This is a genomic window from Leptospira johnsonii (assembly GCF_003112675.1).
GTDB classification, from domain to species: Bacteria; Spirochaetota; Leptospiria; order Leptospirales; family Leptospiraceae; genus Leptospira_B; species Leptospira_B johnsonii.
The window spans coordinates 296594-316905 of the sequence record NZ_BFAY01000007.1 but is presented as its reverse complement, the minus strand read 5'-3'; the positions used below and the strand labels follow the sequence as shown (position 1 = coordinate 316905).

The window sequence follows — 20312 nt, the reverse complement described above, 5'->3', positions numbered from 1 at the left end:
TTATTTAGTTAATAGCAGAAATTCCGAAAAATGATCTTTGTAATTCTCGTAGCAGCTGGAATCATCCTGATCGTCGCGGCAGGTTCGTTTCTCATTCAATCCAAAAAGGATTCGTTTGAGAAAGCTCTGGCTTTGGCGGCTATGGGAAATTACGTCGACTCTCGTATCCTCATCAGAGACATTCTAGACTCTAATCCATCTAACACCAGGGCTCATTTTATCATGGCGAAAATTTACGCCATGGAGGGCGATTATAATAACGAAGCAAAACATCTAGACAAGATCAAAAAGATAGGGAACTTCGATAAGGAAATTTCGGAAGTTGCGGTTTCCAATCGGATCGCAGATATATATTACCAACAAGATCTATACGAAGAAGCTGTATTCCATTATTCGGATACTCTTTCTGTGGACCCGGATAATCTAGAAGCTTGTATCCGTATCGGTTTTATGGCGATCGGCCAAAAAGAATTCGGGATTGCGGATAAGTTTTTATCCAGGATACCGGATGAGAATATCAAAATGCCTGCCTTACTCTTAGGAAAAGGTGTGATCGCAGGGATCTTACGAAAAGGAGATCCAAGGACTTATTTCCAAAAAGCATTCGAAGAAGATCCAACTTCTTCCGTCGGCGGATTTTTATATGCGATCTCTTTATCCAGAGCGGGAGAACATGACGAGGCGATCCGTGTAGCAAACTCAGTGGTAGATGTTGTCACTGATGAGTATGTTCGTTATACATTATTCCAATTCATCATGTTGGAACTCATACTGAAAGAGAATTGGAACGAAGCATTAAAACACGCCAGACTTTGTATGGAGATCGCAAGGAATAACGGATGGAAACAGGAGACGATAGACTCAGATTTCCATTTCTCCCTGATTGCCGTCAAAATGGGAAGATTAGAAGACGCTAGCGAATATCTGATCGAAGCGGAATCCGAAAGAGTAGATGACGATCGGATCATAGAACTTGCAAATTATAAATACCAAGTAGAGACCAAAAGATTAGAACTCGGAAAAGTTTCCAAAAGTGGATTCAGTCCTGACCAAGAACTTGGGAAATTATTCACGGAACTATTTCCTGTAGACCGTTATTATGAGATCTCCGGTTTAAAATCCTCCAAGTCTTTCCATATCAAAGGGATCATAGACGAAGAAGGGAACAAGATCGTAATCGATGTGAATAAGATCGGGATCAGCGCCATGGATCATTACAGATCTTTAAAGGGTGTGGATTTTAAGAACTTATGTGTGAAGGTAGTTCTTGCACTGAATTATACTGTGAGTAGAGAGATCCCGAACAAAGAAGGGGACGGGGTCAATTTCCAAGGTCTGAACAAAACAGATAAGGAAACGAGGGCTCTTTTCAAATTCAGAAAATGGAAGGACGCCAAAATTTCGGATATTTTCTTAAGAGATACCTTGGGCCAGGTAAAAGATCTGGGACTAGACAAGGCTTTTATCATAGGAGATGCGGAGTTCACAGAAGGCGCCCGCAGATTTTTGGCAGATAATCCGTCCAGACTCTCCGTACTTTACGGAAGAGACTTAGAAGAACTTTTAAAAAAGGCACTGAAATCCCCATAAAGGGAACCTTCAGTCTTATTAGGGGTCTGATTCATGTTCCATCTATCATTCTACGGATCTGTTTTGTTCAGAGGACTATTACTTCTACTATTATTACAAATTTCTTGCGTTACAAGAGGAGAATCTCCTCTTTCTGCTAAGCGAAGTCCTGAAATTCCTCCCAATGTTACTCAAGGGAAAGTTTTCTTAGCGGGACATACCGGAGAACATTCCAAGGATACGGAAGAGATCCTGAAATTAGTACAAAGACTCGTTTCTGGAACAATCGCAAGAGATCTGAATTTTTTACCTGAGCTGGTTTCCAAGAAAGAAGGGATCTATCTGGACATAAAAGGGAATTGGACCAGAGAACAACTCATCCAAGAACTTTCTTCCGCGGATAATTATTTTCGCATATACTTCTTCGATCGAGAACTACTAGAAAAACAGAAAAACTCTAAAGAAGTAAGAACGGTCCGGGATTTGTTACTTTCTTCCGGTGGGATAGAGGTCGATTTTTATTACGAGAGCAAGAGTGCTTGTGAGTTGAAGCTCAAATTTAAAGAGAACCAAAAATTAGAAAGGGAACTGATCAATCCGTATTTCATAAAGCAGGACGGGAAATGGTACTTATTCCGGCTTTTCTAAAATGAAACCTTCTAAAAAGGCAAACGGACTTGCGGTACCAGGGCTTGATATTGAAATAGTCATAAGGAAAGAGGATGCGAGACTTCCAATCGGAACACGAACAAGATTTACTCCATAAAACTTCCTATAATAAGAATAGAAGTTGGATCCTACTTTCCATTTTTGCAGCTTCTGCATTCTTATTCCCCTTTGGGACAGTTGTCTTTCCGGAAACGATTCCTTTCGAAACGACTACTGAAGATAAAAAGGGAAGTCCAGTAAACAAGTCCAACCAAAACATCACGCCGGTAGCTAGCAGTTCTACAAGTACTAATTCCGTAGTCGGCAAGGTTATAGACTGGGATGTGGATCGTATAACCGAATATGCGGTCTCTAATAACCCGCTGTATTTATCCGAAAAACAAAATATGGGGATCGAAAGAGGACGGGTTATCACCGCTTCCTTGTATCGAAATCCAGTCGTTCAATTCCAACAACAATTCATTGGTGGAACTCCAAACTCCCAAGGAGGAAGTCCGGAAACCGCACCCGGAATGTTCCAAGAAGTGGACGTGTACGGAGTTGTGCCTCTTAGGACAAGAGTTGCTAAAAAATCGTTCGAGGCTTCTATCCAAGATTTTAGGAATTTCGATCGTATCTTCCGGATGAGACTTCGCCAAAATTATTGGGCATTCGTATTCCTTACACTTCTTGTAGATACCAACAAAGAATTCTACGAAAACTATAGCGACCTTTTAGAACTCACTAAGTTTAGAGTGCAGAAGGGAGACATCTCTCCTTTGGAATTCGAACGTCTGGAGTTGGAAAGGATTCAGGTAGAAAAATTCTACCGTGACGCAATCGTTCGCAGACAATCCATCGAAAAAGATCTACGCATTCTCACTGGTTTATCGGAAGAGGAAGGTGTATTCGCCTTCAATGTGGACTCTATGAAGTTCAGACCTTTGGAAGAAATGGGACTTCACCTAAAAGAGGACTTTCCTTCTATAGAACGTCCAGACGTAACTGCTTTGGAACAAAGACTCCAAGAGAAGAAGATGAACATAGAACTGCAGAGAAGGGAGTCCTTCGGCTGGTTGCAGTTAGGTGGAGAGTGGAGGGTCAAAGGTGGGGAAAATTACGGGGGCGTATTCGCTACTCTTCCAATTCCTTTGAACGATAGAGGGCAAGGAAAAGTATATTCTGCAAAAGAAGAATATAGAAAATTCGAATTAGCCCTGGATGCAAAAAAAAGGGAAGTGATCGCCGAGATAGAAGCTGCTAAAAAAGAACTGTTGGCGAGAGAAGAACTTTTAACTAAATACGAAAGGATCAACCTTCTCCAAAAGAACAAACAATTGGAAGAGAAGTCCAGGATTGCATATGTCCGCGGCGCCTCCGATCAAGTTACCTTCCTCCAAGCAGAAAAAAACTACCTCACCATCCTTAGAGAATATTACGATTTACTATATTTATATTTTAACGCGGTAGAAAACTACAAGGCCGCAACCGGAAAGATCGCGGAATTTTCTTCGGCGAACAAGGCGAAGGGAGAGTGACAATGAAACTATTATTCCAAAAATATAAGGTTCTGATCGTTTTAGCTTTAGGGATTACGATCGTATTTTTTGGATTCAAATACTTCTCCAAAAAGAAACCTGAAAAAAAGATCACCGAAGAGAACAAAAACGTTTTCACAGTTCCGGAAGACGTAATCAGAAGACATCCTCTCACTTACGTTGGCTTAAAAGAAGTCTCTCAATTCGAAGAACTCGCTTTGCCAGGTAGGATCACCTACGATCCTGAAAGTATGGCAAAGGTAGGCTCTCAAGTAGAAGCCAGGATCAAAAAAGTTTTAGTCAAGGAAGGAGATAGGGTAAGCCAAGGATCTCCATTAGCAATACTTTCATCCATCCAATTGGGAGAAGTAGAAGCGGCTTACGTAAAAGCAAGAGCTTCCCTAGATGCATTGAAGATGCAAGCGGACCGTGCTAAGGAACTTTTCGAAATGAAAGTTACTTCTGCAAAAGAATATGAGTTCGCTACCATGCAATACAAAACTGCAAAAACAGAAGTGGAGACTACTCGTATCAAGTTGGACAATTATGGTCTAACTCCTTCCGAAATAGAAGGAATTGAAAGAGGGATCTATGTTTCTTCTAACCTGATCCTCAGAAGTCCTATTAACGGAGAAGTCACCGAAAGAAAAGCCATCTTAGGGCAACAGGTGACTCGCAACGAAGAATTATTCACGATCGCTAACTTAAGCCATCTTTGGGTCTTACTCGACGTATACGAAAAAGATCTGGGTGGAGTGAGAGAAGGTGCACAGGCTACTATTTATCCTCTGGGAGACGAGCATAGCAGTGTCCAGATCCTAGGAAAAGTCGGTTACGTCGGAACTGTATTAGACAACGTAAAACGTACTGCAAAGCTTAGGATCATGGTTTCCAACAAGGGAAACAAACTTAAGCCAGGCCAAACGGTTACTGCAAAAGTTGCGGGACTTGTGGTGAGCACTGGAGGAGGAAAACGTAAGATGATCCCTGTGGAAGCTGTTCACGAAATAGAAGGAAAATCCTTCGTATTCGTTCCTCATGGAGAAGGTAGTTTCGAAGCGGTGAATGTAGTAGTTGGGGACACGATAGAAGACGATGTCATCATCTTAGGTGGACTTCCTGACGGTGCGGAAGTTGTTTCTAAAGGTTCATTCGTGCTCAAAAGTGAGTTTATGAAGTTTTAGATCTGTTACCAAAAAAGTACTTGCACAACATTTATTCACTAATAACTTGTTAAGCATGAAAGATCTAACGGAAAAGCAACTCGCAGTTTTACATTTTATTACCAATGTGATTAAAGAAAGGGGCTTTCCTCCAACGATCCGAGAGATTGGAGATGAGTTTGGGATCACGGCAAAAGGTGCTTACGATCACCTAAAAGCCATAGAGAAAAAAGGATACCTCAAGACCTCCAAAAACCAATCCAGAGCCATAGAGCTTACCCGCCAAAGCCCATTCGAAAGTTTACCAGTTCCCACCCCAAGTATCCCTCTCTTAGGTAGAGTGGCCGCCGGACTCCCTATCCTGGCCGAAGAAAATATAGAAGCTTATATCCCAGTTCCGGAAGAGATGGCCTCTAAAGGAATTACCTTCGCTCTGAAAGTGCAGGGGGATTCCATGATCGAAGCTGGGATCAACGATGGAGATGTGGCGATTATCCAAAAAAAGGATATAGCTCGAAATGGAGAGATCGTAGTCGCACTGATCGAAGACGAGGCCACTTTAAAAGTCTATTTTAAAGAAGCGGACCATGTTCGTCTGGAAGCTAGAAATCCAAAATACAAACCAATTCGTAGTAAAAAAGTAACGATCGTAGGAAAGTTGATCGGTCTCTACCGTACCTATTGATAAACGCTCCGGATTTCGGAGTTGACACTCCTCCCTGAGAGAGGAAAGATTTTGAAAGAGTGAACTATCTTTCCTTTTTCCGCGTAATTGCGGCCCTCTTCCTTTTACTTCTACTATTCGATTGTGCCTCCCGAAAAAAAGAGATCGGAGACAAGGACTTAAAACTTGTCCTTGAATATCTGACCGAGGCCCGTCTTGCGGAAAGATTGAATTATGCTTCCGAACAAACGATTCGAAAGGACGCCGAAATTTTGGAAGCCGCCTGCGAAAGATACCAACTAGATAAGGATTCCGTAATGGAACAAATTCGAATCAAATATCCGAAGACATACTTCGCATTGGTCGGCAAAAATGAAGAATAAAGAAAGATTCGCTTGGGCCGGTTTGGTTCTGATCCTATTTACCACGCTCGTTTTTCGCCCGGTCCATGCAAAAGCGGTTTCAGAAACTGCCGAAAAGTACCTGCAATTATTTCATGAAGTTTTCGGGCTCATGCAGAACGGCTATGTAGAAACCGTAGACGAAGAGAAAGTATTCTTAGGCGCTATCAAAGGAATGTTAGGATCTTTAGGAGATCCTCATTCTTCTTTCTTGGAAGAAGAAGAATATAGACAGATGCGAGAAGAGACTCGCGGATCTTTTGGCGGAGTAGGAATGGAAGTGGCTTACACCGACGGAGCCATAGTGGTCGTTTCTCCTATCGAAGATACTCCCGCGATGAAAGCGGGAATTTTGCCTCAAGACAGGATTGTCGAGATAGATGGCAAAAGTACCTCGAATTTGGGCTATGTAGAAGGGATCAAACTAATGCGCGGAAAGCCAGGAAGTTCCGTTAGCATCAAGGTAGAGAGAAAAAATATCAAAGAACCTCTGCAATTCACTTTAGTCCGAGAAAACATCAAGATACGTTATGTTCGTTCCTTCTTCTTTGAAAAAGAAAAAGTTGGTTATCTCCGTTTGAATCAGTTCATGGGAGAAAATACATTAGAAGAATTTAAAAAACATCTGAAGTCTCTCGCAGACAAAAAATCGGAAGGACTGATTGTGGATTTAAGAATGAATCCCGGCGGTCTGTTGCCTTTATCAGTCGCATTGTCCGATATTTTTCTTCCGGAAGGATTGGATATAGTTTCCGTAAGAGGAAGAGGCGGTGAACTTGCAGATGTTTCTAAGTCCACAGGCAAGGGAGAAAAATACACTTCCATACCTTTGGTTGTTCTGATCAATGAAGGTTCCGCTTCCGCTTCCGAAATTTTTGCTGGAGCCATCCAGGATCATAAACGAGGAAAAATTGTAGGAGTCACTTCTTTCGGAAAAGGTTCCGTGCAGATCGTTTATCCGCTTTCTTTCGGAATGGCTGTAAAACTTACAGTTCAGAAATATTATACTCCTTCCGGTAAATCACTTCATGGAAAGGGTATACAGCCTGACGTGACTGTGAAAGGAATAGAACCGAATGAAGACGATCGTTTTTATCTCAGAAAGATGAGTGAGAAAAAACTACTCGATCAACTTGTTTCCAAATATCCGGAATATAATGAGCAGAATTTCTTAAATTTCGAAAAGGCACTCAAAGAACAAGGGATCAAACTCAGTTCGGATGTTGCTAGAGCAGTTTATAAAAATAAGACTCAGGCAGAAAAAGAAAGAACTATGACTGATTTGGAATTGGATCCTCAATTGAAAAAAGCAGTGGATCTACTTTCTTCTAAATCTTAAAATTATGATCGGTCTTGGAATAGAGACTAGCTGCGACGAAACCAGTCTAGGAATTGTAAAAGATGGGAAAGAATTACTTTCCCTCAAAATTTTCAGCCAGATAGATCTTCACAAACCTTTTAGAGGGATCGTTCCGGAGATCGCTTCCCGCGCTCATCTGGAAAAGATCAATCCTCTGCTTTCTGAAGTATTGGAAGAATCAGGACTTAAGCTTTCCGATCTGGACTATGTTGCTGTTACCAGATCTCCCGGTTTGACTGGTTCACTTATGATCGGGGCTCAATTGGCTCGGTCCATTCATGCGGTGTATGGAACGCCTATTATTCCACTTTGTCATTTGCAGGCTCATTTTGCAGTATTACATTTAGAAGGAGTGGAGCCAGTTTTTCCTGTATTGGGTTTACTTCTTTCCGGCGGGAACTCCGCAATCTATAGAATTCCCCATTTTGGTAAAATGGAAGTGGTTGGGGATACCATGGACGACGCTTTGGGAGAAGCATTCGATAAGGTGGCTGGTCTATTGACCCTGCCTTATCCAGGCGGCCCTCCTATCGAAAAAGAAGCGTCTAAGTATGTTCCCGGGCCAAAGGAAAAAGATCTTTTGCCTCCGTTGCTTAGGAATTTAGAGCAGGATCGTGTTGCGTTTTCTTTTTCGGGTTTGAAAACTGCGGTTTCTCATTTGATTGCAAAGCAACCTGAACTTTCCACACAGGCTGTATGTTATCATTTCCAAAAGTCAGCATTCGAGCTTGTGGAAAGAAATTTAAAACGTGCGGTTTCCATTACCGGGATCAAAAGGATCCTGGCAGGGGGAGGGGTCTTGGCGAATTCTACACTTCGTAACAGATTATCCCAATTCGCGGAAAAAAATTCCCTGGAATTTTTTTCTCCCCAAAAAAAGATCTACTGCACGGATAACGGCGCGATGGTTGCCGCCCTCGGTTATTATCTATTTAAACAGGGATATTCTAAGAGTTTGGACTTTACAGTAAGTCCGGTAAGGCAGGAGACCTATATATGAATCGCAGGCTACATTGGATTCCAAATACGATCACTCTCGGAAACTTGAGTATGGGATTCGTTTCCATACTGATCGCTTCCGAGGCTACAGGTAACGGACCTCAATCCTATATACTCTCCGGATTTTTTATTTTACTCGCTGCTATCTGCGACGGATTGGACGGGATGGTGGCAAGAGCATTGGATGCAACAAGCGAGCTTGGCGCAGATCTAGACAGTCTCGCTGATCTTACCGCATTCGGAATCGCACCTGGATTCCTTTTTTATAATATGGTTTTGGGAGAATACAAGATAGACGTATTCGGAAAAGAGGATCTTTTTCCGATCGGAATGTTGATCGCAGCGATCTTTCCTGCTTGTGCCGCGTATAGATTGGCAAGATTTAATGTGGCCCACGATCCTTCTTCCTTTACAGGTTTACCGTCTCCTATCGCAGGGATTACCATCGGATTTCTTCCGATCTTTTTAGGGAAGGATCATACTCTTCCTCATTGGTTGGGAATTCCTCTATTTGTTCTGATCGCTTTTTTAATGGTTTCTAATATTCGTTATGGAAAACCTCAGGTGGCAATTCGCTCCAAATTGACCCCATTACGTGCAAGTTTAATGCTCGGGGCCGCTTTGATCGCTCTGTTCTTTGTCGGTTTTGCACGTTGGCCTTGGCTTGTTTATGGTTTGATCTGTCTTTATATTTTCTCCGGGATTTTGACCTTCCTTATCCATATTCTGCAAGAATTGAGAGTCAAACTAGACTAGACGTATTCCTAAAACTTTAGTTTTTTATAAAAGAGAAGCGATCGAAAGGCGCTTCTCTTTTTTATTTCTGATTGGTCATGGTGACTTTTAATCGAAGAGAGGAATATATATCTGAAATCTCATGCTCAAACCGTCTCCTCTCGCTTCCTTCTCTCTTGTGTGGCGTAAATGGATTGCAAAGTAAGGATGAAAGATCCTCAAGAAAGAATAAAAGGACTTATCCGTTACTACCAATCCCGTTTCTTCCGGAGTGATAGATTCTTCTGCGAATGCAGGGAGTAGATTTTTTTCTTCCATATAAATAAGGCTTGAGTAGATCTTCCAATTTTTACCTATAGAGATCTGTAATCCCGCCTCAGTGAGTCTATCTCCGTTCTTTCTCCATTCTTGTCCGATCTCCCATCTCCAAAATTTTTTCTGATATGACAAATAGATTCCTTTTCCCCAAACCCAAGAAGAATGATCAGAAAAATGATAGGCCCTGGCTTGAGCCAAGATCGCGAACCAAGGGAATTCTAAAATTTCCATCCTACCTACAACGGATTGGGCAGAGTAGGTTTCTTTTCCATCGAGAGAATATCGGCTCGATTCTGCGAATTGTAACCTTCTATAAGGTCCCGGTTCCCAAACAAATCTGAATAATTCCGCTTTTTCTTCCGGATCTGTTCTTTCCGAAAGCTGGAATAATTGTCCTGTTCTGCCCCTAAATCCGGAGGCAAATATTCTTTTATCCTTCTCTTTGTCAGACCAAGAAGCGGATACAATTCCTTGTAAATCGGTTTTAGTTCCGAAAATTTCAGTCCTGAACCAGTATGGTTTCTTTTCGGATTTTCTTTCTTCTGAAGAAGGAAATTCTAAGAGAACGAATCCTTCCTTTGTTTGGGGAGAATATGCGAGTTCCAGATAATTTTTATAAGGTTTGAAGAAAAATCCAGGTCGTTTATCCGCAGAGTTTTCTGCATAATAAGTTCCTAATATACTTTCACCAAATTTTAGCCCTAAAAATCCTGTTCTCACAGTTGGTTGTTCTAAAAACCAGAAAGAAGAAAAATCGAATTTTTCTCTTAAAAAGAAAAAATGATTTAACGGTCTAAATCGATTCCCATAAGAAAGATAAATATTCTTATTCTCGAATAGATACGAGGTTAAGTAGGTTTCTCTTCTTTTTTCTAAAAATACTTTGTGTTTGGAACATTCTCCGTCGGGAAAAACCAAAAGAAGATCCTTTAGGCAAACTTCTCCTCTGAACCAAACAATCTCTTGTCTTTTTGTATAATATCTGGAGTCATATCCGGAAAACGATACTCCCATGGAAAAAGGAGAAGGGATACTTTCTGCAGATAGAATATTCGAAAAAAGGAATAGTGCTAAGAGGGATTTTTTCATTCAAAATCCTCTTTTGGTCCGGATCAGTTTTTTAATTTTTCTTTTTTTAGGTTCAGGAAGTGAATCCAGATAAGATTCGAATTTCTCAGCGGGACCTTTGGAAAAAGAAGAAATGGAAATGGATTCTTGTAAGGAAAATCCAAGTCTCAAAAGTTCTTCCATCTCAAGAGAAGGATAGATATTTGTTTTTTCGACTGGCTTCAGGGCTGAAGAAGTGGATTTGGGGCCTTCTTCTTTTTTTAAAAAAGGAGAATATCCGAGACCGACGAGTCCGATCGGATCTCTCTCCGATTCGAATCCTTCTACCTGTCCTAAAAATCCGTCCCAGTTCCAATAGACTCCGATAGAAATCCTATCTTCAAAATCTAAAGAGCCTCTTCTGATCCTTTCAAAACCTAAACCGATCCTAAATTCCGAGTCACGGGAAGAGTTGAGTAATAGTCCTAATGAATTTTCTTCCTGATCTTTTCTTCCAAAAAGGTCCCAACTCAGTTTGGAACCGTAGATTCCAAGAGAGGTAAAATAAGAAGAAGGCTCCGAACCTTCTCTTCCAAATCTAAATCTAAAACCCAGATTATGACTTAACTCTATTTGATAACCTAAAGAAACTGTTTCGAAAAATTTCCCTTCTTTGTTCCGGCCTGTGCGAAGATAGGAGAGTCTAAATTCTTCTTTCGGGCCAAATGAGAATGGGAGTTGGAGAGAAATTCCGGATAGGGAAACTTCTTCTTTTTCGTATATTCCAAAAAAGGATATTTCTCCTCCAGTCCACCAAGGACGGAACCATATCTCTGGCGGTATGTTTCGATCGGATCCAAAAACAAAAGCGCTGGGGAGGAGAAGGATGGCTAAATGTAGGAACCTCATTCCCGAGACGGGTCAAATTCAGTAAGAGGCAAGTGCGATTTTTATGGGATCAGGCCATTTTTTTCCAAAATGAAACCCGATTGAACTCAGGATTTGTCCGGGCCATGGGTAGAATGGATCTTGTGAGTGAGAAAGTGCTGTGCAGAAGCTCGGAAATTTCTCTAAAAAAATACGGTAAACGCTTGACGGTAACTATAAATGCGTATAGTATATTAATAACCGTTTAGTAGATTATTGGTGTGAAAATTTCAATTTATGTCGTCTAACTAGGCGAGGGAGAGAAAGTTATGATGATTCGATCTCTACAAGATTCAGGTGCTTACGAGAGAAGCCGTAAAGGTCTCGCTGGAGCGGGATTCGATTGGAGGGAAAAAGTTCGTTCTTCTGAACCGAACTCTAAGACCTTCGCGGATTATTTGGAAGAATCTTTCCAAGGGGACTTGGTCCAGGATGGAAATTGGTTCTCTGAAACACTTTCCGAGCTGAGCAAGAAGAACCTGAGAAAAATTTAAACCGTGTCTGAGCGCTGGGGCTCAGGCCTGGATCCTAGGTCCCGTATCTTTCACGATGCGGAAAATCTAGAAGACTGGGAACTGATTGCCGTTCTTTTGGGCAAAGGGAGCAGGGGCCTTCCTGTCGAAGATCTCAGTCGAGATATTCTAAAAAGTTCCCGAGGATTGGGAGGACTTCTCTCATCCGATATTCCTAGGAATTTTCATATCAACGGCTTGGGTAGGGCAAAAATTTCTACCTTACTGGCCGCTTTAGAACTCGCAAAAAGACTTAAATACAAATCGATCCGAATGGCGGGTTATAACCCGACTACACTTTCTTCTTATCTACAGGGTCTATTCTCCCCTTTAAAAAGGGAATGTTTTGTTCTAGCGACTATCTCTCCCGCGGGAGATCTTTTAAGAGTGGAGATCGTTTCCAAAGGAAGTTTGGAAGAAGTGGGAGTTCTTCCCAGGGATTTGGTCCGGATTGTACTGAATGACGAGGCTTCTCAAGCAATACTGGCTCATAATCATCCTGGTATGATCTGTTATCCCAGCCAAGAAGATTGGGAAGTCTACTATAACCTAAAGGATCTGCTGGGCAATTTGGACGTAGAGCTCTTGGACCATTGGATTTTTGGAATTGACGGGATCTTTTCCTGCAAACAATCTACTCGACTAGAAGAGAACTGATCTATTTCTCCTCTTAAATTCCAATCTTAGGTTATAGAGTGACCTCTTTCGTTTTTTTGCGTAATCTCAGAATTTTATCGGTTCTTGTCAGAAGGGATTATGCTTTGCAATATGCAGGTTCCGCATTGGGCCTGACATGGATGTTCCTACAAAACGTAAGTCTTATACTCATCTATACCATCGTATTCTATTTTATAGGGATCAGACCTCAGGGTGAAAATTCCATAGAATATTTTTCTAATGTACTCAGTGGACTATTGTTTTGGATACCGCTTCAGGAATATCTGATCAGAGGCACTGGGATCCTCACGGACAATAGGCAATTGATAAAAAGATCTCCTCTTGGTCCCGAAATTTTCCTTTGGATCCCTTTCGTTCAATTTTTACTACATTGGCTTGTGACTTCTATTCCGATCTTTCTATTTTTGGCTTGGGCCGGTAAGCTTGGGATTTGGAGTTTACCTCTTTCTTTTTTGTCCATGTTCTGCACTGGATTATTTTTGGCCTGTCTTCAGAGTTACCTGGCAAGGGTGAATATTATTCTAAGAGATATTTCTCCTTTGGTAAGATTATTGACCCAGTTTTTGTTCTGGGGATTGCCGATCCTTTATGAGTCCAAGGGTATTTTAGGAAAATTGAATGTATTTAATCCATTCTTCTTTCCTTTGGAAATTTTTAGATCTGCATTGCTCGCGGGTTATGAATCGAAGGCCGGGATTTTGGACTTTCTTCCTTTTCTGGGGATTTTCCTGGGGATCTTTCTTTTAAGCCGTACTAAATTAAATCAGATAGTGTTGGATCACCTTTGATCAGGATAGAGAATATTTCCAAGACCTACCAAGGTTATAGTAAACCTTGGAATAGACTCTTAAGCGCGATGACTTTCGGTTATTTCGGCTTGGATGTAAAATACAAGGCACTAGATGGGATCTCTTTTTCTGCGGAGAAGGGTGAAGTGATCGGTATTATCGGTCGTAACGGCGCCGGAAAATCCACTTTACTCAAACTTTTGACCGGAGTCTCCAAAGTAGATTCCGGAAAATTGGAGAAGAAGGGGACTGTTCGTTCTATCTTGGAATTAGGCGTGGGCTTTAATCCGGAACTTTCGGGCGAGGAAAACTTATACTATAACGGTTTGGTTTGGGGATTAGATCCTGAAGAGCTCATCCGATCTTCGGAGGAAATTTTTCGTTTTTCCGGTTTGTCTGAATTCCGCAAAAGCCCTTTAAAAAACTATTCCTCCGGAATGACCATGAGATTGGGATTTGCACTCGCGACTGCAAAACGTCCGGATATCCTGATCGTAGACGAAGCTTTGGCGGTAGGAGACGCAAGCTTCCAACAGAAAAGTTTAAACCGATTCCGCAAGTTTTCGGAAGAAGGAACTCTCACTCTGATCGTGAGTCATGACCTGGAACTTTTAAAATCGGTCTGTACTCGTCTTATAGTTTTAGAAAAAGGAAAATTGGTATTCGACGGAGATCCGATAGACGGCTTTAGAGAATATATGCAGATCATTGCATCTTCTTCTTTGGAAGGAAACACAAAGATCCAAGACAAGGATTCTTTGGTGGAGTCCTTTGATGTGGAGATCCAGTACGCGGGTAAGTCGAATCCTTCTATTCTTCCTGTGGGCGCAGAAGTTCTTTTAAGAGTCGTGGCGTCCTTTCGTTCTTCTTTAGAAGATCTGACAGTTGGTTTTCATATTGATGATCATAGAGGGATCCGTGTTTTCGGAACGAATACATTTCATATAGGCGGACGCCAAAAAGATCTGAAACCCAAGGAACCTGTTCGGATCGATTTTCGTTTTCCGCTGAATCTTTCCCCGGGGAAATACTCCTTAGGGATTGCATTACATTCAGGTGAAAGCCATGCAGAGGGTTCTTATCTTTGGAAGGATGGGGTTCTGCAATTCGAGCTGGAAAGATTGGATGTTCCTAAGTTTGAAGGGGCAGCCTGGATCCCGGTCAAAGTAGAGGCGAAAAAAGGGGATTTTTCCGGATAAATTCCTTCCCAGCCTTCCCTTTGAAAGGATTCTGGTTTCCGTATGAAAGTTTGCGTAATTGGAAGCGGCTATGTGGGCCTTGTGGCCGGGGCTTGCTTTGCAGAATATGGGAATCATGTGATCTGCGTGGATAAGGACTCTAAAAAAATAGAGGACTTGAAAAAAGGAATCATACCTATTTATGAACCTGGTTTATCCGAATTGGTTTTGAGCAACCATAAGGAGAATCGACTGGGTTTCAGTACTTCTATCCAAGAAGGAGTAGAAGGCTCGGAAATCATTTTTATTGCTGTTGGAACTCCAACATCCGAAGACGGATCCGCGGATTTAAGCGCTGTATTTGCAGTAGCAGAACAAATCGGAAAATCCATCAACGGTTATAAGGTAATTGTGGATAAGTCCACTGTTCCAGTAGGAACCGCCGCTAAAGTAAAAGAAATTGTTTCCAAAAATACCAAACACGAATTCGACGTGGTATCCAATCCTGAGTTCTTGAAAGAAGGTGCCGCAATCGACGACTTCATGAAACCTGAAAGGGTTGTGATCGGGGCTGACAGCGAGAGAGCAGGGGAACTTGTAGCGCAATTATACGCTCCATTCGTACTAAACGGAAATCCTATCATAAGAATGGGAACCGTTTCTGCGGAGCTGACTAAATACGCATGTAACGCTTTCTTGGCTACTAAGATCTCTTTTGCAAACGAGATTGCAAATTTATGTGAGACTGTAGGTGCTGATTACGAAGACGTAAGAAAAGGAATGGGGACCGACTCCAGGATCGGCCGCCAATTCTTGTATGCAGGTATCGGTTACGGTGGTTCTTGTTTTCCTAAGGACGTTCGCGCATTGATCCGTACTTCTGAAAAATTTTCCTCTTCCTTGAGAATTATCAGAGAAGTGGAGAGAGTGAACGAAGATCAGAAAGTTCGTTTGTTTACTAAGATAGAGAACTTTTTCGGAAAAGGGCAGATCAAAGGAAAAACCTTTGCAGTCTGGGGTCTCTCGTTCAAGCCGGGCACAGACGACATGAGAGAAGCACCTTCGATTCCTTTATTATTAAAATTGCATGAAGAAGGCGCTAAGATCAAAGCATTCGATCCTGTTGCGAAAGAAACTTCCGAATACTATTTCAAAGACAAGATAGAATACGCTAAAGATGCATATGATGCGTTAGAAGGTGCGGATGCACTCCTTCTTCTTACCGAATGGAGAGAATTCAGAGAACCTGATTTCTCCAGAATTAAAAAATTAATGAAAGGTCATGTGATCTTTGACGGAAGAAACCAATATCGCCCGGATCATATGAAAAAAGAAGGATTCCAATACTTCTCCATAGGTAAACAAGCGGTTTAACCGACTAAAGCCGATTTAATAAGTCCTGGATCTCTTTCTTTTCCTCCGGATCGGAGCTGAGTTCCAGGGCTTTTTTCAGATCTTCTTTCGCTTCTGTTTTTTTGCCGAGAGAAGTATAAGCCCCCCCTCTATAATAAAATGCTTCCTTGGAATGTCCCGTCGGGAATTTATCCAAATATAATGAAAACGTTGTGATCGCTTTTTCCCAGTTTTTTAATTCTGAAAAACTGAGTCCTAAATTGAACAGTGCCTTATGTTTGTTCTCTGGCATTCTTGGATCTTCGGAAGCGAAAGATTTATAAAAGTAGTCCGCTGCCTTTTTGTATTCTTTGGCTTCGAAATAATATTCTCCCGTTTTTAAAAGAAGAAGATTATTATGCGGATCTTTTTCCAAATCCGTAAGGAGATTCACTTCTTTGTCTCTCTTTGAATAAGCGGATCTTAAAGTTTTGATCACCATTTTATGATCCGGCATTCCAGCGATCTTTTCCGTGAGACTTCCGTTCTTATCTAAAAACAAAAGTGTAGGATAGCCTGTGACTCCGTATTTTTTCTTTAAGTTCGGAAATCTATCCCCATCCAGGGAAAGTAGTACAAACTTGGACATTTCATTTCGTACCTCTTTTTTAGGATAGATTTCCTTTTTGAGGGTCTTGCAGTACCCGCACCAATCTGCGTATACATCTATAAAAATGGGTCTTCCTTCCTTCTTCGCCTTGTTAAAAGCGGTCTCAACGGAAGTTTCCCAAACCTCTGAGCTTATCTCGGAGGTGAATACCAGACAGATCAATAACAGGATGGATCGGATTTTTGAAAAAGGGAGCATTGGTCTCATCTCTTCGACCTTTTTTTCTTCGTTTCGTTTTTAAGGAAACGCAGAAATACGGAATTTTTTGTTTACCGTCAAGAACAGGCCCGGATATTCGAAGTATCTCCGGTGGTAACGATGGACTTCCTGCTTCAGTTAGAGCAAATCCTTAAAAAAAGAAAAGAAGAACTTCCCGAAAAATCCTATACTGCGGACCTCTTCCGAGGCGGCGTAGATCGTATCCTTAAAAAAGTAGGAGAAGAAGCAGGAGAAGTGATTATCGCGGCAAAAAACGCGGATAAAAAAGAGCTCACTCACGAATCCGCGGATTTACTCTTTCATTTGCAGGTTCTTCTTGTGGAAAGAGGACTTTCTCTTTCCGACATAGTCGAAGAACTTAAAAAAAGACATTCTTAGTCGATTTTAAATCTGCAATTTTGTCCCGCATTCAGGACAAAACTTCGCTCCGAAAATTTCTATTTTAAATCCACAGTTATGACAGAACTTTCCGCCAAGTTGAGATTTGGCGGACGCTTCGGTTTTGGAAGAAGTGAGAGTCGCCGTTACCTTTCCCTGGCTGATCCTTTCGTCTTGCTCTTCTAATTCTTTTACTAAACCGGAAGAGATGGATTTGAATTCAATCTCGGTTAATTTTCCGGTATCGAATTCTATTTTTAGATCTTTCAAATTATCGAGAAGAACGTCCCTTCTATCGAATAACTCGGAACTTTTAGGATCTGTCTCGTACGGGATATGTTTTGCGAACACGCTCACGTAAACGAAAGGAGCTGCGACGATCGCGACTAAAACTATATAAAAGAAAATTAATAAAAAATCCATTATTTCTGTTTCTCCTCTATTTCGGAGATGTATTTATCGAACGAGGAATGATTTTCCGATTCCGTTGCAATCGCCGCCTTAGGAGCCGTTCTTCTTTTTAAATACAAATAGATCAGAAGTATCCCGAATGCGGCCGCGGCCGCGATACTAAAGTCAATCCAAGAAGAATCGGGTTTTGCAAGAATGTCCGGACCAAAACCCATGATGACTCCTTGCGCCATTCCCTGGTTTCCGGTTTCGATAAACTTTGCAATGATCGGATCAGAAACCACATCTTGGCCGAAACCATGGATCATTTTGTCCACGATCACATCCGCAGATTCTCCCGCTCTAATCCTGTTCTCTATGAACAATTTCAGTTTTGCGGAAACGGTGCAGTTATTGAAAGAGCAACTTTTGATCGCGATAGAAGGGATGCAGATACATCGGATCCTTTCTGTCACATTATGGAATGTGCGTATCTGTTCTTGATCCGTCAGATTCGTAAAAGTAGAATCCGCGTGGGAAGAGCCGGTCCAAATCAGAAGCCCAAGAAGTAAAATTAAGATTTTCTTATGTAATTTAGAAGAGATCAAAAGTTTCATTTTTTATCTTCTCCTATCGGTAATAGGATCAATAGCCCGGATAAGAAGAACATCAAGGAGCCTGCCCAAATAAATTTTACCATAGGATTGATCCAGACTTCCAAATTTGCTACGATCTGGTTCGGGAATTTCAGATATTTTACTGCCTTGATCGCCGGATCTCTAGTAAAGAAGAAGTCCAAGAACATTCCCGGCAGATCCGGATTTTCGTCCGAAAGATCCGCATGTTCTATCGCTCCCAATTGGATGTAAAGGTCCTCTTTAGGGGTAGATGAGATAGAAGGTTCACTGGTAGGAATATGTGTCTCGAAGTCACCGCTCAAATGAGAGATCTGAGGATAGTATCTTCTCTCGGTCACCATAGTATCGAAATCCTTCAGTTGTTTTTTGACTTCGAAGGTTGCTTCGTGAGAAACGATTACGTTCCTATGATTGACCCCAGCCTCCGGATCTCCGTTGATGATCGGTTTGATCTTAAGAGTGGTCGCACCTATCGTATAATCTCCTAAGATCGCTGTATCATCACTTGTATAGATGAGTTCATTTGTAGGAGAAAATCTCAGGAAATAGAAAAACTTAACGGAAGTGTTCTGTTTGAAAGCGTTCCCTGCAAGGCCGATGAACAATATCACCATGGACAGGTGAACTAAATACCCGCCGTATCTTCTTTTATTTTTAAGAAGCATTCTGAATCCGGCTTGGAGATAATTTTCTCCGTGGATAGCGGCCCTTCTCGCTTTAATACCGTTATGATATTCTTGCGCGATCCCGGCTATCGTGAATATTCCGAGTCCTACAGTGAGGACGCTGTAAACTTCTCCCAGAACATCGCCTAGGCTATAATCGCTGATAGAAAAATTACTTCTGTAATATAGGATATAGAGTCCCGCTCCAATGGCTCCTGCGATCAGAGGTTTTAATAATGTGGTAAAAAATATTTGGTCGGCACCTTTTCTCCATGCGAGTAATGGCGCTGCACCCATGAGTAGGATCAGAAGAATTCCCGCAGGAACTCCCCAGGAGTTAAACCAAGGAGCCTTGTATTCTACTCCGGATAATAAAGGAGAGAATACTCCCAATAGAATGGAAAGTGTTGCGATCACCAAAAGGAAATTGTTCAGTAAAAAACTTCCTTCTTTGGAAGTGATTGCTTCTAAATTCCTTTCCGGTTTGAGTTTGTCTTTTCTATATATTAGAATTCCTAGATAGAATAGAAAGCTTACTCCAATAAATACTATAAACGGAGTTCCGATAGTGGACTTGGAGAAAGAGTGAGGCCCTTCTAAAACACCGCTTCGAGTTATCCAGGTCCCGAGCAAGCAGAAATGGAATGCCAGGATGATCAGAAGCATATTCCAAAATTTTAACATTCCTCTTCTTTCTTGGATGATCATGGAATGTAAGAATGCTGTGGATAAAAGCCAAGGCATCAAACTTGCGTTTTCTACAGGGTCCCAAGCCCAATAACCGCCCCAGCCTAATTCTTCATAAGCCCATTTGGAACCTAAGAGTATTCCTGTTCCTAAGAAAAACCAGGAGAAGATACTCCATCTTCTTACGAATCTGAACCAATTCTCTGATAATTGTCCCGTGATCAACGCGGAAGAGGCGATTGCGAAAGGAATAGCGAAGCTTACATAGCCTATGTATAAGATGGGAGGATGGATGATCATCGCCCAGTGTTGTAATAAAGGGTTTAATCCTCTACCTGCGACTGCAGCAGGTTGGAATTCACGGAACGGTTGTGCATCCGGAAAGAAGATCGCCAAAAAGGAAAAGAAACAAGTGATCACCGCTAAAGAAAGGTGCATTACCGGGATTCTTTCGTTCAAAAGATCTTTTGTTTGCCAAAGAACTATGAATGTAAATCCGGAGAGCAACAAATTCCAGAAGAGAAGTGAACCGGAAGATCCGGACCAAACGGATGTGATCTTATAAAATAACGGAAGATGTTCACTGGAATGCATCGCAACGTAATAGTTGGATAGATCCGTTCTCATGAGTTGGACAACCAACACTATAAAGGCCAGAAGAATGACGGCAAAATTTGCCATCAAAGTGTAACGGCCTAATTCCAAAGCTCTGGAATCGTTCTTAAAAATTCCGTAACTGGTTTGGATAATGGAAAATAATAGGATGGAGAAGGAGGATATGAGACAAACTGCGCCTAAATCGTTCATT

General features: G+C 41.6%; 21 protein-coding genes. 15 read left to right on the top strand and 6 right to left on the bottom strand.

Annotated features, from left to right (window positions below; translation table 11 throughout):
- Positions 1-30: 30 nt before the first annotated feature.
- The 9 genes from LPTSP_RS06930 to pssA all read left to right on the top strand — a co-directional run bounded on the left by LPTSP_RS06930 (position 31) and on the right by pssA (position 9098).
- Positions 31-1590, top strand: a complete 1560-nt coding sequence (locus LPTSP_RS06930; RefSeq protein WP_108928074.1) for a tetratricopeptide repeat protein — start codon at positions 31-33, stop codon at positions 1588-1590.
- A gap of 33 nt (positions 1591-1623) precedes the next feature.
- Positions 1624-2217 carry a hypothetical protein gene (locus LPTSP_RS06925; protein WP_108928073.1) on the top strand — a complete coding sequence of 198 codons (594 nt, stop codon included), beginning with the start codon at positions 1624-1626 and terminating at the stop codon, positions 2215-2217.
- Between the two features lie 74 nt (positions 2218-2291).
- A complete protein-coding gene (locus LPTSP_RS06920) occupies positions 2292-3755 on the top strand; it encodes a TolC family protein (protein ID WP_108928072.1) in 1464 nt (487 codons plus the stop codon).
- A 2-nt stretch (positions 3756-3757) separates the two neighbouring features.
- The gene (locus LPTSP_RS06915; protein WP_108928071.1) at positions 3758-4939 is read left to right on the top strand and encodes an efflux RND transporter periplasmic adaptor subunit; all 1182 of its coding nucleotides are present in this window, start codon (positions 3758-3760) and stop codon (positions 4937-4939) included.
- A 55-nt stretch (positions 4940-4994) separates the two neighbouring features.
- Positions 4995-5603 carry a transcriptional repressor LexA gene (gene lexA, locus LPTSP_RS06910; RefSeq protein ID WP_108928199.1) on the top strand — a complete coding sequence of 203 codons (609 nt, stop codon included), beginning with the start codon at positions 4995-4997 and terminating at the stop codon, positions 5601-5603.
- A 59-nt stretch (positions 5604-5662) separates the two neighbouring features.
- A complete protein-coding gene (locus tag LPTSP_RS06905; protein ID WP_108928070.1) occupies positions 5663-5965 on the top strand; it encodes an LA_1448 family UV-C exposure upregulated protein in 303 nt (100 codons plus the stop codon).
- Positions 5955-7322 carry a S41 family peptidase gene (locus LPTSP_RS06900; RefSeq protein ID WP_108928069.1) on the top strand — a complete coding sequence of 456 codons (1368 nt, stop codon included), beginning with the start codon at positions 5955-5957 and terminating at the stop codon, positions 7320-7322. The genes LPTSP_RS06905 and LPTSP_RS06900 overlap by 11 nt, the downstream gene beginning before the upstream one ends.
- Positions 7323-7326: 4 nt before the next feature.
- Positions 7327-8343 carry a tRNA (adenosine(37)-N6)-threonylcarbamoyltransferase complex transferase subunit TsaD gene (gene tsaD, locus LPTSP_RS06895; protein WP_108928068.1) on the top strand — a complete coding sequence of 339 codons (1017 nt, stop codon included), beginning with the start codon at positions 7327-7329 and terminating at the stop codon, positions 8341-8343.
- A complete protein-coding gene (gene pssA / locus LPTSP_RS06890) occupies positions 8340-9098 on the top strand; it encodes a CDP-diacylglycerol--serine O-phosphatidyltransferase (RefSeq protein ID WP_108928067.1) in 759 nt (252 codons plus the stop codon). The genes tsaD and pssA overlap by 4 nt, the downstream gene beginning before the upstream one ends.
- 87 nt (positions 9099-9185) lie before the next feature.
- Here pssA and LPTSP_RS06885 read toward each other — a convergent pair whose 3' ends face one another.
- On the bottom strand, positions 9186-10484 hold the full coding sequence (locus tag LPTSP_RS06885) for a hypothetical protein (RefSeq protein ID WP_108928066.1): 1299 nt from the start codon (positions 10482-10484) through the stop codon (positions 9186-9188).
- The gene (locus LPTSP_RS06880; RefSeq protein WP_108928065.1) at positions 10485-11351 is read right to left on the bottom strand and encodes a hypothetical protein; all 867 of its coding nucleotides are present in this window, start codon (positions 11349-11351) and stop codon (positions 10485-10487) included.
- 287 nt (positions 11352-11638) lie between these two features.
- On the opposite strand from LPTSP_RS06880, the gene LPTSP_RS06875 reads away from it, so the two are divergent.
- The 5 genes from LPTSP_RS06875 to LPTSP_RS06855 are packed head-to-tail and all read left to right on the top strand — an operon-like array spanning position 11639 to position 15899.
- Positions 11639-11863, top strand: coding sequence for an LIC12298 family protein (locus LPTSP_RS06875; protein ID WP_086446075.1), 225 nt, complete (start codon positions 11639-11641; stop codon positions 11861-11863).
- Between the two features lie 3 nt (positions 11864-11866).
- Positions 11867-12538, top strand: a complete 672-nt coding sequence (locus tag LPTSP_RS06870; protein WP_108928064.1) for a JAB domain-containing protein — start codon at positions 11867-11869, stop codon at positions 12536-12538.
- Between the two features lie 38 nt (positions 12539-12576).
- Entirely contained in the window at positions 12577-13347 is a 771-nt protein-coding gene (locus LPTSP_RS06865) for an ABC transporter permease (protein WP_108928063.1), read from the top strand.
- Complete coding sequence (locus tag LPTSP_RS06860) at positions 13344-14546, top strand: ABC transporter ATP-binding protein (RefSeq protein WP_108928062.1); 1203 nt, start codon at positions 13344-13346, stop codon at positions 14544-14546. The genes LPTSP_RS06865 and LPTSP_RS06860 overlap by 4 nt, the downstream gene beginning before the upstream one ends.
- Positions 14547-14588: 42 nt before the next feature.
- Entirely contained in the window at positions 14589-15899 is a 1311-nt protein-coding gene (locus LPTSP_RS06855) for a UDP-glucose dehydrogenase family protein (RefSeq protein ID WP_108928061.1), read from the top strand.
- 4 nt (positions 15900-15903) lie between these two features.
- Here LPTSP_RS06855 and LPTSP_RS06850 read toward each other — a convergent pair whose 3' ends face one another.
- Positions 15904-16725 carry a tetratricopeptide repeat protein gene (locus LPTSP_RS06850; protein ID WP_108928060.1) on the bottom strand — a complete coding sequence of 274 codons (822 nt, stop codon included), beginning with the start codon at positions 16723-16725 and terminating at the stop codon, positions 15904-15906.
- 120 nt (positions 16726-16845) lie between these two features.
- Between LPTSP_RS06850 and hisE the strand changes: the two genes are divergently transcribed.
- A complete protein-coding gene (gene hisE / locus LPTSP_RS06845) occupies positions 16846-17124 on the top strand; it encodes a phosphoribosyl-ATP diphosphatase (RefSeq protein WP_008593771.1) in 279 nt (92 codons plus the stop codon).
- Between the two features lie 6 nt (positions 17125-17130).
- Here the strand turns inward: hisE and LPTSP_RS06840 are convergent, their stop codons facing one another.
- The 3 genes from LPTSP_RS06840 to LPTSP_RS06830 are packed head-to-tail and all read right to left on the bottom strand — an operon-like array spanning position 17131 to position 20311.
- Complete coding sequence (locus LPTSP_RS06840) at positions 17131-17547, bottom strand: zinc ribbon domain-containing protein (protein WP_108928059.1); 417 nt, start codon at positions 17545-17547, stop codon at positions 17131-17133.
- On the bottom strand, positions 17547-18131 hold the full coding sequence (locus LPTSP_RS06835; RefSeq protein ID WP_108928058.1) for a cytochrome c-type biogenesis protein CcmH: 585 nt from the start codon (positions 18129-18131) through the stop codon (positions 17547-17549). Before LPTSP_RS06835 ends, LPTSP_RS06840 begins: the two co-directional genes overlap by 1 nt.
- Positions 18128-20311 (bottom strand): heme lyase CcmF/NrfE family subunit, encoded by a 2184-nt coding sequence (locus tag LPTSP_RS06830; protein WP_108928057.1) that lies wholly within the window; start codon positions 20309-20311, stop codon positions 18128-18130. Before LPTSP_RS06830 ends, LPTSP_RS06835 begins: the two co-directional genes overlap by 4 nt.
- Between the last annotated feature and the right edge of the window lies 1 nt (position 20312).

What these genes read in the sequence shown, in the direction of transcription:
- LPTSP_RS06930 (WP_108928074.1), top strand. Translation starts at nt 31, where the DNA reads ATGATCTTTGTAATTCTCGTAGCAGCTGGAATCATCCTGATCGTCGCG.
- LPTSP_RS06925 (WP_108928073.1), top strand. Translation starts at nt 1,624, where the DNA reads ATGTTCCATCTATCATTCTACGGATCTGTTTTGTTCAGAGGACTATTA.
- LPTSP_RS06920 (WP_108928072.1), top strand. Translation starts at nt 2,292, where the DNA reads ATGCGAGACTTCCAATCGGAACACGAACAAGATTTACTCCATAAAACT.
- LPTSP_RS06915 (WP_108928071.1), top strand. Translation starts at nt 3,758, where the DNA reads ATGAAACTATTATTCCAAAAATATAAGGTTCTGATCGTTTTAGCTTTA.
- lexA (WP_108928199.1), top strand. Translation starts at nt 4,995, where the DNA reads ATGAAAGATCTAACGGAAAAGCAACTCGCAGTTTTACATTTTATTACC.
- LPTSP_RS06900 (WP_108928069.1), top strand. Translation starts at nt 5,955, where the DNA reads ATGAAGAATAAAGAAAGATTCGCTTGGGCCGGTTTGGTTCTGATCCTA.
- tsaD (WP_108928068.1), top strand. Translation starts at nt 7,327, where the DNA reads ATGATCGGTCTTGGAATAGAGACTAGCTGCGACGAAACCAGTCTAGGA.
- pssA (WP_108928067.1), top strand. Translation starts at nt 8,340, where the DNA reads ATGAATCGCAGGCTACATTGGATTCCAAATACGATCACTCTCGGAAAC.
- LPTSP_RS06885 (WP_108928066.1), bottom strand. Translation starts at nt 10,484, where the DNA reads ATGAAAAAATCCCTCTTAGCACTATTCCTTTTTTCGAATATTCTATCT.
- LPTSP_RS06880 (WP_108928065.1), bottom strand. Translation starts at nt 11,351, where the DNA reads ATGAGGTTCCTACATTTAGCCATCCTTCTCCTCCCCAGCGCTTTTGTT.
- LPTSP_RS06875 (WP_086446075.1), top strand. Translation starts at nt 11,639, where the DNA reads ATGATGATTCGATCTCTACAAGATTCAGGTGCTTACGAGAGAAGCCGT.
- LPTSP_RS06855 (WP_108928061.1), top strand. Translation starts at nt 14,589, where the DNA reads ATGAAAGTTTGCGTAATTGGAAGCGGCTATGTGGGCCTTGTGGCCGGG.
- LPTSP_RS06850 (WP_108928060.1), bottom strand. Translation starts at nt 16,725, where the DNA reads ATGCTCCCTTTTTCAAAAATCCGATCCATCCTGTTATTGATCTGTCTG.
- hisE (WP_008593771.1), top strand. Translation starts at nt 16,846, where the DNA reads ATGGACTTCCTGCTTCAGTTAGAGCAAATCCTTAAAAAAAGAAAAGAA.
- LPTSP_RS06840 (WP_108928059.1), bottom strand. Translation starts at nt 17,547, where the DNA reads ATGGATTTTTTATTAATTTTCTTTTATATAGTTTTAGTCGCGATCGTC.
- LPTSP_RS06835 (WP_108928058.1), bottom strand. Translation starts at nt 18,131, where the DNA reads ATGAAACTTTTGATCTCTTCTAAATTACATAAGAAAATCTTAATTTTA.
- LPTSP_RS06830 (WP_108928057.1), bottom strand. Translation starts at nt 20,311, where the DNA reads ATGAACGATTTAGGCGCAGTTTGTCTCATATCCTCCTTCTCCATCCTA.